Genomic DNA, 16735 nt, shown 5'->3' with positions numbered 1-16735 from the left:
CCCCCCCCCCACCACGCCACTTCCTCCCCCCCCCCCCCCCCCCCCCCCCCCCCCCACCAACCCCCCCCCCCCCCCCGGGGGGGGGGGGCCCCCCCCCCGCTTTCGGTCGAGCCGCGCGATGGGCGGCTTTGCGTGTTCATGCCGCCGGTCGAGGCGCTGGAAGACTATCTCGAACTGGTCGCTGCGGCCGAGAACGCGGCGAAGGCGATCGGCCTTCCCGTGCATATCGAGGGCTACGGCCCGCCTCACGATCCGCGCCTCAACGTCATCCGCGTCGCGCCTGATCCCGGCGTCATCGAGGTCAACATCCATCCTGCTTCCAACTGGCAGGATTGCGTGGCGACGACGACGGCGATCTATGAGGAAGCGCGGCAGACACGGCTTGGCGCCGACAAGTTCATGATTGACGGCCGCCACACCGGCACCGGCGGCGGCAACCATGTCGTGGTCGGCGGTGCGACACCCAATGACAGCCCCTTCCTGCGAAGGCCGGACCTGCTGAAGAGCCTGGTGCTGCAATGGCAGCGCCATCCGTCGCTGTCCTATCTGTTCTCCGGCCTGTTCATCGGGCCGACCAGCCAGGCGCCACGCTTCGACGAGGCGCGTCACGACTCGCTCTACGAGCTTGAGATCGCGATGGCGCAGGTACCGCATCCGGACCAGGGCAACGCACCCTTGCCATGGCTGGTCGACCGGCTGTTCCGCAATTTGTTGACCGACGTCACCGGCAATACGCATCGTTCGGAAATCTGCATCGACAAACTGTTTTCGCCGGACGGACCGACCGGTCGGCTGGGACTGGTCGAATTCCGCGGCTTCGAGATGCCGCCCAATGCACGCATGAGCCTCGCGCAGCAACTGCTTGTCAGGGCGATCATTGCCCGTGCCTGGAAGAGCCCGCTCGATGGCCGCTTCGTGCGCTGGGGCACCTCACTGCACGATCGTTTCATGCTGCCGCATTATGTCTGGGCCGATTTCCTCGACGTGCTCGACGACCTCAAGCTCAACGGCTTCGAATTCAGGCCCGAATGGTTCGACGCCCAGCTCGAATTCCGCTTCCCCTTCTGCGGTCAGGTTCAGCATGCCGGCATCAAGCTGGAACTGCGGCAGGCGCTCGAACCCTGGCATGTCATGGGCGAGCAAGGCGCGATCGGCGGCACCGTGCGTTTCGTCGATTCCTCGGTCGAACGGCTGCAGATCAAGACCGAAGGGCTGAACCCGGAGCGTCACGCAGTTGTCTGCAACGGCCGCATCGTGCCTATGAAGGTCACCGACAATCGCGAAGTGGCGGTGGCGGGCGTCCGCTTCAAGGCCTGGCAGCCGGCATCGGGCCTGCATCCGGCGCTGCCGGTCAACACGCCGCTGGTCTTCGACATCTATGACCGCTGGTCGGGACGTGCGGTCGGCGGCTGCGTCTACCACGTCGCCCATCCCGGCGGGCGCAATTACGACACCTTTCCGGTCAATGGCAACGAGGCGGAAGCTCGGCGGCTCGCCCGCTTCGAACCGCGCGGCCATACGCCATCCGCCTATGTGATCCGTGAAGAACAACCGGCGGAAGATTTCCCGATGACCCTTGACCTTCGGCGGCCGGCAAGACTCTGATCAGCGATGGCAAAGGGGAATCACAAGAGGGGACGCGGCAAGCCGCAGACCCACAGCCTGCTGGAGCACTACCAGCCGATCGACGGCGTCGTCGACGAGATGGTCGATGCGTCAGGCAATCCTCGCCCGGCCTGGAAGCATTTTGTCGAGGCGCTCGAGGAACTTGGCGCTGAAAAGCTCGGCCAGCGCTTTGCCCGCGCCGACCAATATCTGCGCGATGCCGGCGTTTATTACCGCGTCTATGACAAGGCCGGTGCCAATGAGCGCGAATGGCCACTGGCGCATGTCCCGGTTCTCATCGAGGAGAGCGAGTGGGCGGCGATCAGCGCCGGCCTCGTGCAGCGCGCCGACCTGTTCGAGGAAACCATCGCCGATATCTACGGGCCGAACCGGCTGGTCGAGAAAGGCATCCTGCCGGCGGGATTGATCGCCGCCAGCCCCGAATATTTGCGGCCTGTCGTCGGCACCAGGCCGGCGGGCGGCCACTTCCTGCATTTCTGCGCCTTCGAACTCGGCCGCGGACCTGACGGCCAGTGGTGGGTGCTGGGCGATCGTACGCAGGCGCCGTCCGGCGCCGGTTTCGCACTGGAAAACCGCGTCGCCACCACACGCGCGCTGTCCGACATCTATGGCGAGATGCATGTGCACCGCCTTGCAGGCTTTTTCCGCCGTTTTCGCGACGCGCTGATCGGCATGGCCAAGGAGACCGACGGCCGCGTCGCCATCCTGACGCCGGGGCCGCTCAACGAAACTTATTACGAGCACGCCTACATCGCCCGCTACCTCGGCATCATGCTGCTCGAAGGCGAGGATTTGACCGTCTCCGGCAGCCGGCTGATGGTGCGCACGGTTTCCGGCCTGATGCCGATCAGCGTGTTGTGGCGGCGGCTCGACGCCGCCTTCGCCGACCCGCTGGAACTGCGCCCGGATTCGCAGATCGGCACGCCGGGCCTGGTCGAGGCGATCCGCCAGGGCGCGGTTGCTACCGTCAATGCACTGGGCTCCGGCCTGATGGAGACGCGCGCGCTGCTTGCCTTCCTGCCCAAGATTTCACGGGCCTTGCGGGGCGAGGAATTGCTGCTGCCAAGTGTCGCGACATGGTGGTGTGGGCAAGCTACCGAGCGCGCGCATGTGCTGGCCAATATCGATCGCATGGTGATCGGGCCGGCGCTGTCGACGAGGCTTGCCTTCGAGGACGACGATTCGACGAAGCTAGGCTCGGCTCTGTCGGCCGGTGAGCGGGCGGAACTGGTGGCGCGCATTGAACGTGACGGCGGCGATTTCGTCGGCCAGGAAGCGGTGACGCTTTCGACGACGCCCGTCTATGTCGGCGGCTGGCTGGAGCCGCGGCCAGCGAGCCTGCGCGTCTACCTGGCGCGAACGCCGGAAGGCTGGACGGTGATGCCGGGCGGTTTTGCCCGTATCGGCCTGTCGCTCGACCCGACGGCGATCGCCATGCAGCGTGGCGGCCAGGCGGCGGATGTCTGGGTTGTCAGCGACAAACCGGTGGAGCGCGAGACGCTGCTGCCGCAAGAAGGCGACAGTTTCAGCCGCACCAGGCCCGGCAGCCTGCCCAGTCGCGCGGCGGAGAACCTGACCTGGCTCGGCCGCTATATCGAGCGCTCGGAAGACACGGTGCGTATCCTGCGCGCCTACCATGTGCGGCTGGCCGAAACCTCCGACCCGGATATGCCGCTGCTCGCCGACATCAGGGATTATCTCGAACCTTTCGGCATCGATGTGGAGACAGCGATCCCGTCAGGGCTGATCGGCACGCTGGATAGTGCGGTCTACAGCGCCGGGCAGATCCGCGACCGCTTCTCGCCCGATGGCTGGCTGGCGCTGAAGGACCTGTCGAAAACCATCCATCAGTTCGCAACGACGGTCGCGCCCGGCGACGACGCGACCCGGGCGATGACAGTCATCCTGCGTAAGCTCGCCGGCTTTTCCGGCCTGCTGCACGAGAACATGTACCGCTTCGCCGGTTGGCGCTTCCTCGAGATCGGCCGCCGGCTGGAGCGCGGTATCCAGATCTCCCGCACGCTGTCGCGGCTGACCAGCGCCAAGGCGCCGGACGGCGCGCTGGACATGATGCTGGAGATCGGCGACAGCGTGATGACCCATCGCCGCCAATATCCGGTGCAGGCCGGTCGGCGCACGGTGATCGACCTGCTGGCGCTCGATCCGCTCAATCCGCGCTCGATCCTGTTCCAGCTCGAAAGGCTGAAAGCCGAAATCGGCCTGTTGCCGTCACTCGGCGGCGAGGGACAAATGTCGCCGGCGGCGAAGGAAATCCTGCAGCTCAACACCCAGATCGCCATCAAGGAGCCTTCGGATATGACGGCAAAGGCGCTGGACGACCTCGCCTTTGAAATCGGCGGCCTCTACAACAGCCTCGCCAAAGCCTATTTCGGCTAAGCAGGTTCCGCAAAAGTGTCGCACGGTTTTGCGACAAGAACCTGCGCAAAGGCAGAAAAATAGAACATGCTCTACGACATCAGGCTTCATCTGCATTACGATTACGCTGCAGCGGCCGGCGGCGGTCGTCATCAGGTGCGCGTACTGCCGTCGACGATATTAGGCGTGCAGCGTGTCATCGCCGCATCCCTGTCCTTTGCGCCGGCACCCAACGAACGTTCCGACTTTTCCGATTTCTTCGGCAACAACGTCACCTCGATCGCCTTTCGCGACGCGCATGACGCGCTCGACATCAGGATGAGCGCCCGCGTGTCGGTGTCTCGGCCCGAGCCCGGGCTCGACGTGTCGCCCGATATCGCCCGGCTGAGGCAAGAACTCGCCGCGATGCGGTCTCTGGCACCTGATGCACCGCACCACTTCCTGACGGCCAGCACCCATGCCGGCATCGACGATGCGATCACCGCTTACGCACGCGACAGCATCGCCGGCTCTGCCGCCGGCACGGCCGTGAGCCTGTGCAATCGCATCCATCGCGATTTCACCTATGACGGCGAAGCGACAACGGTGCGGACCCGGGCCAGTGATGCCTTCAAGTTGAAGCGCGGCGTCTGCCAGGACTTTTCACACATCATGATCGCCGGCCTGCGCGGGCTCGGTATTCCGGCCGGCTATGTCAGCGGCTTCTTGCGCACCATCCCGCCGAAGGGCAAGCCCCGGCTGGAAGGCGCCGATGCCATGCATGCCTGGGTCAAGGTCTGGTGCGGGCGCGATGCGGGCTGGCAGGAATTCGATCCGACCAACGGCATGCGGGCCAGCAACGACCATATCACCGTCGGCCACGGCCGCGACTATTCGGACGTGGCGCCGATCGTCGGCGTGCTCAAGACCACGGGGGGACAGGTTGGCGAGCAAGCTGTCGACGTCATTCCGGTCGTGCTCGAAAGAGCCTGAAGCAGGTCGTACACGCAGCGGTATTTGCGCCGCAATTCGGGATGGACAAGACTGCTTCTCAAATACCGATGCGGCCGCTAGTCTGTATTCGTTTCGGGGTGACGGTAGTTGTATCCTCAAGCGCATGGCGCGAGGTTTTGTAATTGAGAGCAATCAGCGTCGTCATTCCTGCCTGTAACGCGGCGGCGACCATTGCTGCAACGCTGGCATCGCTACGCAGCGAGGCCGAGATCATCGGCGAGATATTGCTGGTCGACGATGCGTCGACCGATGGCACGGCAACCATCGCGCGGGAGGCCGCGGCACAACTCTCGTTGCCGCTGCGCGTGCTGTCGGCCAAATGCCGCGATGCAGGCGGTGCCCGCAATTTGGCGCTGGCCGAAGCGGTCTATTCCTGGGTCTACCTGATCGATGCCGACGACCTGCATCTGCGGGGCGGGTTGCGCGCACTGCTCCGCAAGGCCCGGGAGCAGCCGGAGGCCGACATGATCGTGGGTGCCTACCGGCGACGGGTGAACGGCCAGGACCGGCAGATCAAGATGCCGAACGGCTATCAGGCTGCGTGCCTGGCAAATGCCTCGGCCTATGTGAAAGGCGACATACGTTCGGTCGCCGTGGGCAGCGTTCTGGCATCGCGGACCCTGATCGGCGAGACGCGGTTCCCCATCGGAATGGCCTATGACGAGGACACGCTGTTCTGGGCACGGCTGATGAGCAAGGCATCGCTCGCCATGGTCTCGCAACCTGTCATGGTCTATGAGGTTTCGCCGGTACGTTCCGATGACCGCTTTGCCCTCAACCCGGTGCGGCGCTTTCTGGACTGGCGCCGGGAACTGCGCACACTCACCGACTGCAACATCCCGTTGTCGGCGCTCAAGGCCAGGGAAGGGCTTGTCGCCCTCAAGATCGCCCGGGTCCACTATGCGCGCGGCGATCTAGGCACCGCGGCGCGCTTCCTGGCGGTAGCCGCGGCCGCGCCGAAGCGGCGCTCAGAAGCTTGGCGCTGCCTGCGCTACAGGTTCAAGCTCGCGGCGCGGCGGCGTTTGTCGGCGCCGCCGATCAAGCTGCAAGGCGCTCTGTAGGCGCCGGCCAGCGCGATATCGGCGCGAGGCGCTTTTCGGACGGCGGGTGGAACCAGCGGTCGGCCAGTGGCTTATCTACGGAATTCGCGTGGAGCCGACATGTTGCAAAAATCCGGATTGTCGCCCGGCCGACCGGCTGGCGAGGACGCTGTATCGCCAGATGGTGCGCCCAAAAACGGGGCACAAAGCTCGGCCGACCATGCGTCGCTTAGCTATGTCAGTGATGCTGAGCCCGGTATCCGGCGGCTGAAGACGGGCAAGGGGTTTTCCTACAAGGGACCGGACGGAGGAACAGTTTCGGACACTACCAGGGCCCGAATCGAGGCGATCGTCATTCCGCCGGCCTGGACGGATGTGTGGATTTCGCCGGACGCGGACGGCCATATCCAGGCAACCGGCAGGGACCAGCGCGGACGCAAGCAATATCGCTATCATCCGCAATGGGCCGAAGAGCGCGATGGTGCCAAATATTCGAGCCTGGTTGCTTTCGCCGAGAGCCTGCCGGACCTGCGGCACAGGATCGACAGCGATCTGCGCCGTCGTGGCCTGCCGTTCGAGCGTGTCGTCGCCGCGGTCGTCTGGCTGCTCGACAACACGATGATCCGGGTCGGCAATGCCGCCTACGCCCGCGACAACAAGAGTTTCGGGTTGACCACGTTGCGCGACCGGCATGTGGATATTGTCGGTTCAAGCCTGCGCTTTGCCTTCAAGGGCAAGTCGGGCAAGGAGTGGAAGCTGAAGCTGGTCGACCGCCGCATCGCCAGGATTGTGCGCGGCGCGCAGGACCTGCCAGGCCAGAAGCTGTTCCAGTATCTCGATGAGGATGGCAACAGGAGGCCGGTCCGCTCCGAGGACGTCAACCGCTATATCCGTGAGGCGGTCGGTGACGCCTTCAGTTCGAAGCATTTCCGCACCTGGGGCGGCACCATTCACGCCGCGTCGCTGTTTGCCCAAACGGAACTGCCGCAAAGCCAGGCGCAACGAAACAGGGCGATGAACAGCGTCATCGACAAGGTTGCCGAGCGGCTGGGCAATACGCGTGCCGTCTGCCGCAAATGCTATATCCATCCGCGGGTCTTCGAAGCGTGGTCCGAGGGGCGGTTGCTGAATGAAATGGCGCAAGCCAACAAACGCAAACGCTCCATCGATGGTCTCGATGACGAGGAAGCTCTCGTGCTGCGATGGCTGAAACTGGGAGAAAGCTGACCGGCGCGGCTGGCCGTGGCCAAATCCGTCTACATCTGGATTTTTTTTATCGACGTCGTGTCGGGATCGGTCTTACTGTTTCGTCCTTTGACAGAGAAAAGGACCCGCCATGCTCTACGCAATCCTCTGCTATGCCTCCGAAGATGTCGTCTGCTCCTGGAGCAAGGCACAGGACGACGAGGTCATGGCCAATCTCCTCGACGTTCAGGACAAGTACGCCAAGGCTGGTCGGCTCGGCCCGGTGGCACGGCTTCTGCCGACGACCGCCGCGACGACCCTGAGAAAGGTCAAGGGCGAATCGGTCGTCATCGACGGGCCGTTCGCCGAGACCAAGGAACAGTTCCTCGGCTTCTACACGCTCGAATGCGCCGATCTCGACGAGGCGGTGGAGTTCGCCCGCGAGCTTTCCGAAGTCAACCCGAGCGGCGGCTCCTATGAGATCCGGCCGGTCTCGATCTTCAATCCCGCCAAGGTTTCCGCATGACCGAGATGGCCTGGATAAGCTCCGCGATCAGCGCCGCCCGCCCGCAGGCGATGGGTGCGCTGCTGCGTTATTTCCGCGATCTCGATACGGCGGAGGAAGCTTTCCAGGACGCGTGCCTCAGGGCGCTGAAGAACTGGCCGCAGAACGGGCCGCCGCGCGACCCGGCGGCCTGGCTGATCTTCGTCGGCCGCAACAGCGGCATCGATGCGGTGCGCAAGCGCGCCAAGCAGGCGCCGATGCCGGAGGAAGACCAGGTTTCGGATCTGGAGGACGCCGAGAGCGATATCGCCGAGCGGCTGGATGGGGCGCACTACCGCGACGACATATTGCGGCTGCTGTTCATCTGCTGCCATCCTGATCTGCCGGCAACGCAGCAGATCGCGGTGGCGCTGCGCATCGTCTCCGGTCTTACGGTCAAGCAGATCGCGCGCGCCTTCCTGGTTGGCGAAAGCGCCATGGAGCAGCGCATCACTCGCGCCAAGGCGCGCATTGCGGACGCCGGCGTGCCGTTCGAGACGCCGGGCGCGGTCGAGCGGTCGGAACGGCTCGCCGCCGTCGCCGCCATGGTCTACTTGGTCTTCAACGAGGGCTATTCGACCAACAGCGGCGAGGCGCCGGCCCGCGCACCGCTGTGCGAGGAGGCGATCCGGCTGGCACGGCTCCTGCTGCGGTTGTTCCAGACCGAGCCGGAGATCATGGGGCTGACGGCGCTGTTGCTTCTGCAGCATGCGCGCGCACCGGCCCGTTTCGACGAGAGCGGCGAGATCGTGCTGCTCGAAGACCAGGATCGCAGCCTGTGGAGCCGCAAGATGATCGATGAGGGGCTGGCGCTGGTCGACAAGGCGCTACGCCATCGCAAGCCCGGCCCCTACCAGGTGCAAGCGGCGATTGCCGCATTGCACGCGCGGGCCGAAAGGGCCGAGGATACCGACTGGAACGAGATCGACCTGCTCTATCGCTTGCTGGAGCAGATGCAGCCGTCGCCGGTGGTCACACTCAACCGGGCCGTCGCGGTCTCGAAGGTGCGTGGACCGGCAGAGGCGCTGGCCATGATCGAGCCGCTGGAAGAACGGCTTTCCGGCTATTTCCATTTTTTCGGCCTCAAGGGGGGCCTCTTGATGCAGCTCGACCGGGGCGACGAGGCGCGCGTCGCCTTCGACCGCGCCATAGCGCTTGCAAACACGGCGGCGGAAGCGGCACATATCCGCATGCATATCGACCGGCTGATCAGGGACGGTGCGGTACGCCCAGCGGCCAAGAAGGCAAACTGAGCGCCATCTGCCCCATCTGGCTCAATCGTGCAGTTTGGGCTTAGACCATGCCGGGGTGGTGATTTTCCCTTGAAACGAGTAATGCCACGCGATGATCGTGCCTGAGGTGCCTTTGTGCACGCGGGCAGCATGACGCCAGGCTTTGACCGGCATGCCTTTTGTGCATGTCGTTGTTCCAAAACCGGGGCACTTTTGGGCGACATGCATTATGAGCGACTGGATCTGAAAGGGACAAGAATGACGATAGGCAAGGAAACGACCGAACTGCTGGCGAAACTGGGTGTGGCCAAGGAGACGCTTGTCGGCGGCGACCTGATCGTGCGCAGCCCGGTGACGGGCGAGCAGATCGCGGCGCTGAGGACGATCTCGCCGGCCGAAGCGGCTAAGACCATCGATGCCGCGCACAAGGCCTTCCAGGCCTGGCGCATGGTGCCCGGCCCGCGGCGTGGCGAACTGGTGCGGCTGCTCGGCGAGGAGCTGCGCGCGCACAAGGCCGAGCTTGGCCGGCTGGTCTCGATCGAGGTCGGCAAGATCCCGTCCGAGGGGCTCGGCGAAGTGCAGGAGATGATCGACATCTGCGATTTCGCTGTAGGCCTCTCCCGGCAATTGTACGGCCTGACCATCGCCACCGAGCGCCCGGGCCATCGGATGATGGAAACCTGGCATCCGCTCGGCGTCGTCGGCGTCATTTCCGCCTTCAACTTCCCGGTGGCTGTGTGGTCGTGGAATGCAGCCCTGGCACTGGTCTGCGGCGACGCAGTGGTGTGGAAGCCGTCGGAAAAGACGCCGCTGACCGCACTTGCCTGCGAGGCTATCTTCAAGCGTGCGGTCGAGCGCTTCGGCGCGGACGCACCTGATAGCCTGGCGCCGGTGCTGATCGGCGACCGCGCCGTCGGCGAGATCCTGGTCGATCACCCCAAAGTGCCGCTGGTTTCGGCAACCGGCTCGACCCGCATGGGCCGCGACGTCGGCCCGCGGCTGGCCAAGCGCTTTGCGCGCGCGGTGCTGGAACTCGGCGGCAACAATGCCGGCATCGTCTGCCCGACCGCCGATCTCGACATGGCGCTGCGCGCGATTGCGTTTGGAGCGATGGGCACGGCCGGCCAGCGCTGCACGACGCTGCGGCGCCTGTTCGTGCATGACAGCGTCTACGACGCCTTGGTTCCGCGCCTCAAGAAGGCTTACGAGAGTGTGTCTGTCGGCAATCCGCTGGAGACCTCCTCGCTGGTCGGGCCGCTGATCGACAAGGCGGCCTTCGACGCCATGCAGAAGGCGCTGAAGGAAGCCGCTGCCCATGGCGGCAAGGTGACCGGCGGCACGCGGGTCGAGAACGGCCATCCGGATGCGTACTACGTGCACCCGGCGCTGGTCGAAATGCCAAGCCAGGTGTCACCGGTCACGGAAGAGACCTTCGCACCGATCCTCTACGTGATGAAATATTCGGATTTCGACGCGGTGCTCGACGAGCACAATGCCGTGGGGGCAGGCCTATCCTCGTCGATCTTCACCCGAGACCTGCAGGAATCCGAGCGTTTCCTGGGTGTCGACGGATCGGATTGCGGCATTGCCAATGTCAATATCGGTACCTCGGGCGCCGAGATCGGCGGTGCCTTTGGCGGCGAAAAGGAAACCGGGGGCGGCCGCGAGAGCGGCTCCGACGCATGGAAGGCCTATATGCGGCGCGCCACCAACACGGTGAACTATTCCAAGGCGCTGCCGCTCGCCCAGGGCGTGTCATTCGATATCGACTGAAAGGCTCGCCGGCTTGGGCATCCCCGCACGGGGGATGCCGCACCGGTCAGCTGCCTGCCGGCGAGTCGAAGGCCTTGACGAACGCGGCATCGATGATAGCCAGCTTGACGGCCTGGGCGGTCATGTATTCCCGGTAGAAATCGCCCGACACCCACATCACCGAATTGCCGCGCTGGCCAAGCCAGCCAACGCTGCCGAGGTCTTCGGCATCCCGCAGTTTGCGTGCCAGGTGGGTTCGCGACAGCTTGAGCCATTTGGCGAAATCGCCGATCGAGACGACGCCGGTCGGTATTTCAGCGAGGCCGGCATGGTCGGGATCGACGCCCGATATCAGCCAGTCAATGACGACGCCGCCATTGTTGAGCCAGGTGAACAGCGAAAAGGTCTGCCTGGGCTCGCGCACGGGGCTGGAGGAGATCAGGCCGTCGGCCACCAGCGGCTGCACCCTGGCGAGAGCATCGGGCCGCTCCAGAAACGTCGCCAGACGGTTCGCACCGTCGAGACTGTCCAGCGTGTGCAGGTGCGCCATCATCCAGCCGGCAACCGTCTCCAGCGTGTTCATCGTTGGCTGAATGGGGCGGATGCGGCCGTCCTGTGTTGCCGGCAGGTGCTCGATGAAATTGTAATGCAGCATCTCCTTGAGGAAGGCGTCGGCGGTGTTGCGGCTGGCGACGGAATTCTCCCGGATGACGTCGATGAAACGCGCCGCCGTCAACTGCTTGCGGTAATCATCGGGCTCCCGTCTGAAATGCAGGGCAAGGCCGATATGCGCCATCAACCAGCGCTGCTGGGTGGCAAATATCGAGGCAAGCCTCGGGTTCGTCCCATAGGCCTGGATCATCGCCTGCGCCTGGGCACGGACACAGCGATGCAATGCCGGGTGACCGGCAATATGGTCAAAGGTCTGCGTCATTCCCCCCATGCTCCGATCCAGCCTTACGGCCACGAAGACGCAGATCACATTTTCAGCCTTCACGGCCCGTGTCCAGACGCGCCCTGTCTATAACAGGTTATGATCGCCAGGAGACAAGGTTCTCGGTCCGGGCAGATATCGATCGCGCCGATCCTTCAGCGGTCTTCCGGGGCTGGAAAACAGGCGTCGAAGGCCGCATCGACAATGGCCAGTTTGGCGGCCTGGACGGTCATGTACTCCTGGTAGAAGGTGTTCGATACCCACATCACCGAATGGCCGCGCTGGCCGAGCCAGCCGATGCTGCCGAGTTCCTCGGCAGCGCGCAGCTTGCGGGCGAGGTGGGTCCGCGAGAGCTTGAGCCATCTGGCGAAATCTCCGATCGACACCACGCTGGTCGGAATCCGGTGCAGGCCGGCATGATCGGGGTCGATGCCCGACATCAGCCAGTCCATGACGATACCGCCATTGTTGAGCCAGATGAACAGGGAAAAGGTCTGGTTGGGCTCGCGCACCGGCTTGGAGGCAAGCAGGCCGTCCGCCACCAGAGGCTGCAGCCTGGCAACCATATCGGGCCGCTCCAGGAAGCTGGCCAGCCGGTCGGCACCATCGAGATGATCCAGCGTCCGCAGATGAGCAAGGACCCAGCCGGTGAAAGTCTGCACGGTTGCCGCCGTTGGCTGCAAGGGGTGCGTGCGCCCGTCGCCACCCGAAACGTACTCGGCGACATGATAGTGCAGCATCTCCTTGATGAAAGCGTCCGCCGTGTTGCGGCTGGCCACCGCGTGCTGGTGTACGAACTCGATGAAACGCGATACCGTCAGCTCCTTGCGGCGGTCGTGCGGATCGCGCCTGAAATGCATGGCAAGGCCGACATGACCCATCAGCCAACGCTGCTGCGTGGCGAAAATGGAAGCCAGTCGCGGGCTCGTTTCATAGATGTCGATCAGCGCCAACGACTGTGCCTGGACACAGCGATGCAGGGCCGGATGGCCGGCAATGTCTTCCAGATTCAGCGCCTTCCTCCTCATGTTCCGAGTTAACTCCAACAGCGGAGTCGCGTCTACATTTTCCAGCCTTCGATAGCTGTGTCCAGAGGCACCGAATGCGAAGAGCAAGCCCAACCCGAACATGGGGCCGGCCACGACCGGTTGATGGTGGGATCCGCTAACCGGTTGTCATGCCCTGGGAAGCGGGCCGGTGATCTGCGGCTTGACGGGGATGGTGGAGAGTGAGTTACCGTGCCAAGTGCAATCGCGACAAAATCAGCCATCCAGCTGCGCGAACCGCGCCGCGCGTCAGTCTGCAGGGGCGTTTTCAACTGATCCATGGCGGCATCATCTCTCGCGCCCAATACGCGACCAAACCGGCCAGCTTTGGCCGGCCGGTTGGTACGATCGGCATCAGCCGCAGACGCGGACCTCTTCGATCACCCTGTGGTGGTGGCGCCAGTGCCTGACCAGTTCTTTGTGGCAGCGGTGATGCCGGTGGTGGCGGCGATATTCGCCGTACCGGTATCCGCCATTGTCATACTGAACGTCCTGGTCGCCATCATACTGATTGTCGTAATAGCGATCGCGGTGGTGACGGCGAATAACGATCCCACTATCGGAATCGTCATCCGGCAAATATCGGTCGTCATCGTCGGACTGGATGGTCACGCTTGCCGCGTGCGTCGGCGCAGTGATCGCCGCTGTCGCGGCCAATGCCAACAGGCAAGCCAGAATCAGCTTTTTCATCTCGTCCTCCTGCGCGTTCGAGACATGTTAACTCGGGGAAGAACTGGGCGTTCCGTCTAATTTTACACGCTTTGCGACGCGGAAGACATTAAGGCGTTATCGTCTACCCGCTCCAGGCGCACGAAGGCCGTCAGCGGCAGGTGGTCGGAGGCAACGCGCGAAAGCGGCGTGTCATGCGCGTTAATGGCGGCAATCATGCCGTGCCTGTTGGCCATGATCCGGTCGAGCGCCAGCAGTGGCAGGTTCGACGGGAAGGTGGGGACCGCCGGCGGCTGCGGGCCGAACGTTGCATGCAGCGTGTTGAGAGCGGAGCGGTTGCCAAGTCGCCATTCGTTGAGGTCGCCGAGCAGCAAGGTCGGTCTTTCGTCCGGGCTGTTCATCAGGTCGAGCACGACGCGCGCCTGCTGGGAGCGCGAGCGGCGCAGCAGGCCGAGATGGGCGGCGATGATGCGCAGCGTCTGGCTTCCATCGAGGTCGATCTCCGCCACCACCGCGCCGCGCGGCTCCAGTCCCGGAAGCTTGATCTGGTGCACGTCGCGAACGACGCCCTTCTTGAACAGCAAGACGTTGCCATGCCAGCCATGGCCCTTGCCGGTGGCCGAAATCGGCACCGGAACCAGGCCGGTTTCCCGTTCGAGCCGGGGCAGGTCGAGAAGCCCATTACGGTCGCCGAAGCGATTGTCGGCCTCCTGCAGCGCGATGAGATCCGGATCGATTTCGCGGATGACGCGGATGGTCCGTTCCGGGTCGAATTTCCTGTCGACGCCGATGCATTTGTGGACATTGTAGGAGGCAACCAGCGTGCCGGTGGTGGCTGTCGTCTTGAGTGCGGCGGCATTCGCTTTCTGCATCCGGCGGTCACGAAGGGACAGAAGCATGGTTGCCGGGAGGCTGCGTCCAATTCTGTGCATCTCTGTGCTGCTCGTCCTCGCTGGCATCAATTCAGAAGCCGGATACAGTGAAAATAGGCAATTTCCGCGTATGTTCCATGACGGACGAGTTCCTCAAGCGCACCTCCGCCTTAGAGATAGGGTGAACCGAGCCACAATACCCGGTCGAACAGCCTGATAAGAAACGGCCGGGCTCGCAAGGCTTCCAGCGTCACCGGCACGGCGGAGGCGATCGCCGACCCGATCCGCGCCTCGATCTCGCTGGCAAAGCCGGCATCGAGCACCTCCAAGTCGATCTCGAAATTCAGCCGCAGCGATCGGGCGTCTAGATTGGAAGAGCCGACATAGGCCCACACTCCGTCGATCGAAAGCAGCTTCGAATGGTCGAACGGTCCCTCGGTGCGCCAGACACGGCAATAGTGTTTGAGCACCTGATCGAACTGCGCCATCATCGCGCGGTCGACGAGGAAAAGATTGTTCACCGCCGGCACCACGATGTCGATTTCGACCCCGCGCCTGCCGGCGGTGATCAGCGCGCTGATCAGTTCCCGATCCGGCAGGAAATAGGGCGACATCACGCGTATAGACTTGCGGGCGACCGAGAATGCACCGATCAGCAGCTTGTGGTTGGTCTCGTTGCTGGCATCCGGGCCGGAAGCGACCGCCCGCACCATCATCGGTGCGCCTGGCGACGGCGACAGCGGGGCGATGCGCCAGGCGTCGCCTTTCAGCGCCTCGTTGGTGGCGAAGCGCCAGTCCTCGGCGGCAACCGAAAAGAGGTCGGCGACGATCGGACCGGTCACCCGGAAATGTGTGTCCCTGGCGCTGTTGGAGCCGGCGAATTCGGCGGAGAAGCCTTTTCGGATGTTCATGCCCCCGGTGAAGGCGGCGATGCCGTCGACCACCAGGATCTTCCGGTGGGTCCTCAGATTGGCGTAGGGCAGGCGCAGGCCCATGACGATGTTGCCGTTGAAGACATCGGCGGGGATGTTGGCCTCGCGCAAATGCCCCAGGATGCTCGGCACCGAGTAGCGGGCGCCGACGGCATCGATCAGCACGCGGACGGTGACGCCTCGGTGGACGGCGCCGGCAAGCGCCTGGACGAAGAGCAGGCCGACGGCGTCATTGTCGAAAATATAGGTCTCGAGCAGGACGCTGCGCTCGGCACCATCGATGGCCGCGCACATGGCGGCATAGGCCTCGTCGCCGGTCTCCAGCACATCGATTGCATTTCCAGGATTGAGCGCGCGCCGCGCCACCCTGTCGCCCAATGTCCGCAAGCCCGTGAACCGTTGCCCGTAGCGCTCGACGATCAGAGCCTCTTCGACAGCGACGTCGCGCTCGTGCTTGGCGGATACCGCGCCATCGGCAAACGGGCGCTGGGCGGTGATCGTGGCGCGGCGAATGCGGTTGATGCCGGCGACGGCATAGATCAGCACGCCGAGAATCGGGGACAGCACCATCACGCCGACCCAGCCGGTGGCGGCGCGGACATCTTCCTTGGTCATGACGGCATGGACGATGCCGAGCGTCGCCATCACCACGGAGATGATCGCCAGAATTTGCGGCCAGTGAGTCGCCAGGGTCGCCAACATGCCGAGACTATCCAGCGAGCGGTTGCAGAAGGCAATGCAGCCGCTCGTGCCGTGCATTCGGTGGATGGTGGCATGCGGCCTTGGCTGAAGAGTTCGACCGGCCGCAGAGATCGATGGGTTGAAGCACCCCGATAGATCCTGTTCAGAAGGACAAACCTGACCCAGGGGAAGCATAAAGCCTGGCATCGTCCTGTTCTTCCCAGGCCCACCGAAGCCTCTTATGCTTTGGTACCACCTCTATTGTATATCAGGAGGAATGAATTTAGTTATATAAACACTTTGATTGATGGCGAGGGGGGCGCTGAATGATGAAATTCAACTTCGATGGACCTCCCGGCGATGACGCAGTTGCGGACACGTCGGCAGAATGCCAACGCCAATTGCTGCCTCTCGTCCGTGAGATCGTTCAGGCAGCGGTCGCTGCCGGGTGGAGCGAGGAGGACGTTCTTCTGGGGTTTGTGGAACTTACATGGGATTTGTACGAGAATCGTCGCGACGATCTGCAATGACCGGCAGCAAATCGGGTAGCTCTGCATTGCCTTGAAGGGCTGCTGAATTGGTCGAATTGTCCAAACCTGAAGCAGGGCTCCGAACTCAGGCCAACCAGAGGCCTCGCGGCAGCGGGCTCGGTGTGGCAGCTTTTGCGCGGGCAGCTTTCACGATAGGAATTTTTTCTTGACTCGGTGACCTCAGCTAAGGTATAAATTCGTGCATGGTGCTGATTTGCGCCAGTGACCCGCCGAACAGGCGGGTTTTTCGTTTGATGCTCCGTCAGCCAATGCGCCGGCGAAGGTTCCGAAATGGTCCAGCCCTTGCCTTGTTGACTGGTCCG

13 protein-coding genes and 1 pseudogene are annotated in these 16735 nt (G+C 63.7%); 9 read left to right on the top strand and 5 right to left on the bottom strand.

All coding sequences use genetic code 11. The features are described from left to right. The 8 genes and pseudogenes from AC0L2U_RS06420 to amaB form a co-directional block, all read left to right on the top strand. A pseudogene (locus AC0L2U_RS06420) lies at positions 1-1605 on the top strand (transglutaminase family protein); the annotation flags it as partial. Positions 1606-1611: 6 nt separating this feature from the next. Further along, the gene (locus AC0L2U_RS06415) at positions 1612-4023 is read left to right on the top strand and encodes a circularly permuted type 2 ATP-grasp protein (protein ID WP_127809434.1); all 2412 of its coding nucleotides are present in this window, start codon (positions 1612-1614) and stop codon (positions 4021-4023) included. Positions 4024-4089: 66 nt separating this feature from the next. Next, positions 4090-4974, top strand: coding sequence for a transglutaminase family protein (locus tag AC0L2U_RS06410; protein WP_292133781.1), 885 nt, complete (start codon positions 4090-4092; stop codon positions 4972-4974). Positions 4975-5117: 143 nt separating this feature from the next. After that, positions 5118-6056 (top strand): glycosyltransferase family 2 protein, encoded by a 939-nt coding sequence (locus AC0L2U_RS06405; RefSeq protein WP_127326694.1) that lies wholly within the window; start codon positions 5118-5120, stop codon positions 6054-6056. A 99-nt stretch (positions 6057-6155) separates the two neighbouring features. Further along, positions 6156-7262: a DNA topoisomerase IB gene (locus AC0L2U_RS06400; RefSeq protein WP_473601591.1), complete on the top strand. Its 1107-nt coding sequence runs from the start codon at positions 6156-6158 to the stop codon at positions 7260-7262. Positions 7263-7371: 109 nt separating this feature from the next. Beyond that, entirely contained in the window at positions 7372-7746 is a 375-nt protein-coding gene (locus AC0L2U_RS06395) for a YciI family protein (RefSeq protein WP_127270092.1), read from the top strand. Beyond that, positions 7743-9017, top strand: a complete 1275-nt coding sequence (locus AC0L2U_RS06390) for an RNA polymerase sigma factor (RefSeq protein WP_127326696.1) — start codon at positions 7743-7745, stop codon at positions 9015-9017. The genes AC0L2U_RS06395 and AC0L2U_RS06390 overlap by 4 nt, the downstream gene beginning before the upstream one ends. A 237-nt stretch (positions 9018-9254) precedes the next feature. Then, positions 9255-10769 (top strand): L-piperidine-6-carboxylate dehydrogenase, encoded by a 1515-nt coding sequence (gene amaB, locus AC0L2U_RS06385; RefSeq protein WP_473601590.1) that lies wholly within the window; start codon positions 9255-9257, stop codon positions 10767-10769. A gap of 46 nt (positions 10770-10815) precedes the next feature. Here amaB and AC0L2U_RS06380 read toward each other — a convergent pair whose 3' ends face one another. From AC0L2U_RS06380 to AC0L2U_RS06360, 5 genes are all read right to left on the bottom strand, one after another. Continuing rightward, positions 10816-11682, bottom strand: coding sequence for a hypothetical protein (locus tag AC0L2U_RS06380; protein ID WP_128289215.1), 867 nt, complete (start codon positions 11680-11682; stop codon positions 10816-10818). Positions 11683-11837: 155 nt separating this feature from the next. After that, on the bottom strand, positions 11838-12710 hold the full coding sequence (locus tag AC0L2U_RS06375; protein ID WP_473601589.1) for a hypothetical protein: 873 nt from the start codon (positions 12708-12710) through the stop codon (positions 11838-11840). 372 nt (positions 12711-13082) lie between these two features. Further along, positions 13083-13418: a hypothetical protein gene (locus AC0L2U_RS06370; RefSeq protein ID WP_127809442.1), complete on the bottom strand. Its 336-nt coding sequence runs from the start codon at positions 13416-13418 to the stop codon at positions 13083-13085. 62 nt (positions 13419-13480) lie between these two features. Next, positions 13481-14329: an endonuclease/exonuclease/phosphatase family protein gene (locus AC0L2U_RS06365; RefSeq protein ID WP_292133772.1), complete on the bottom strand. Its 849-nt coding sequence runs from the start codon at positions 14327-14329 to the stop codon at positions 13481-13483. Between the two features lie 110 nt (positions 14330-14439). Beyond that, complete coding sequence (locus AC0L2U_RS06360; protein WP_127809444.1) at positions 14440-15903, bottom strand: phospholipase D-like domain-containing protein; 1464 nt, start codon at positions 15901-15903, stop codon at positions 14440-14442. A 305-nt stretch (positions 15904-16208) separates the two neighbouring features. Here AC0L2U_RS06360 and AC0L2U_RS06355 point away from each other — a divergent pair, with 305 nt between their 5' ends. Continuing rightward, complete coding sequence (locus tag AC0L2U_RS06355; RefSeq protein WP_164749109.1) at positions 16209-16412, top strand: hypothetical protein; 204 nt, start codon at positions 16209-16211, stop codon at positions 16410-16412. Positions 16413-16735: the final 323 nt, after the last annotated feature.

It is taken from the genome of Mesorhizobium sp. WSM4808, assembly GCF_055811675.1.
This window is presented reverse-complemented; position numbering and strand designations above follow the sequence as displayed.